The organism is uncultured Maribacter sp. (genome assembly GCF_947496775.1).
Lineage (GTDB): Bacteria > Bacteroidota > Bacteroidia > Flavobacteriales > Flavobacteriaceae > Maribacter_B.
The window spans coordinates 1-1206 of record NZ_CANMDU010000040.1; the positions used below are offsets into that span (position 1 = coordinate 1).

The window sequence follows — 1206 nt, forward strand, 5'->3', positions numbered from 1 at the left end:
TGGTCGTCAAATCTGTTTGATTTGACATTTTAATAATCAAAAAAATAAACGCAAACAAAAAGCTTTGTCTTAGTGCTTAGACGGAATCTTTACAGATTCCTTGGTTCCGCACTAACTTTAGCTCGGGCGTTGTGCGTCATTTGAAAAAACCATTTTAATGAAGAAAATATTTTTAGTAATAATAATCTTAATCAGTATTACTAGTTGTACTTCTCAAAATAATCCAAAAATTAATTACAAAGATTATTCTTATGAATTTAAAGCAGACAATTATCCAAAATCAATAACTGACTTTTATAAAGAACAAGAAAAACTAACTGAGCTTACAGATAGGGAATTGGCTATTAAAATGAATGTAGACTTAATTCTTGAGGATTTAATTGATAATATACTTCGTTACAACTTCATACAGAATGTTCCTAATTTAAACGAAACTGGATTTAATAAAGTTAAATCAAAACTAACCGCTTATTACAAAGCGGAGAAAAACGATTTTTATACTGAAAAAATAATAATTGATAGAAGTCAACAATGGATTGCAGATTCTATAATACAAAGTAAATATAAAGGGAAAATATATTATGATTCTTTAATAAAAACACCAAAACCAAAAGAAGCATATGCAAAAATGGTTTTGGATTTAATTGATAAAAATGAGATAGAGATAACAGATGATTTCCTAAAGAAAGAAATAATATATAGAGCAAATAATTATACGATTGACCAAGAAGAAATGAAATGTGACTTTAACCTAATAGAGAGTTGGTTTAAAACGGAATAAAAACGAACGCACAACAATGCCTAAACGTAATGCAGGGTTTTGGGCAAAATCAAATGGTCTGTGTATATTTATGATGTCGCTAAATCTTATGGATTTAGCTTTGGACAAGAAAATTAAAAACTAAACCAAAAGCTTTAGCTTCGTGCGCAGACGGAAACGAAAAATTTCCTTGCCTCCGCACTACGCTTAGCCGAGACCGTTGACAGTAACTTACCTAGTAAAAAAGAGAAACTAAGCGCTTCCCTCCTTTTTTGTTGTTTACCCTATAGTTGGATTAGTTACTTTCCTAAGTAAAACGTTTATCAGCACAACAAAAAAATTACGGCATATAAAGCTAAAAATTGCCCCTTAAGAAGGGTTTGGGTTTTTAAAAGAGCAACTAAGAGGCTTTCCCTTTTGCCGCCAACACGCAATCGCTACGGAAT

At 31.0% G+C, this 1206-nt stretch carries 1 protein-coding gene; it reads left to right on the top strand.

Going from position 1 to position 1206, the window contains the following annotated elements:
* The first annotated feature begins 157 nt into the window (after positions 1–157).
* A complete protein-coding gene (locus Q0856_RS17970) occupies positions 158–781 on the top strand; it encodes a hypothetical protein (RefSeq protein ID WP_298507213.1) in 624 nt (207 codons plus the stop codon).
* The last annotated feature ends 425 nt before the right edge of the window (positions 782–1206 follow it).

Bases quoted from the DNA above. Each gene is read 5' to 3' on its own strand.
- Q0856_RS17970 (WP_298507213.1), top strand. From the start codon at position 158: ATGAAGAAAATATTTTTAGTAATAATAATCTTAATCAGTATTACTAGT.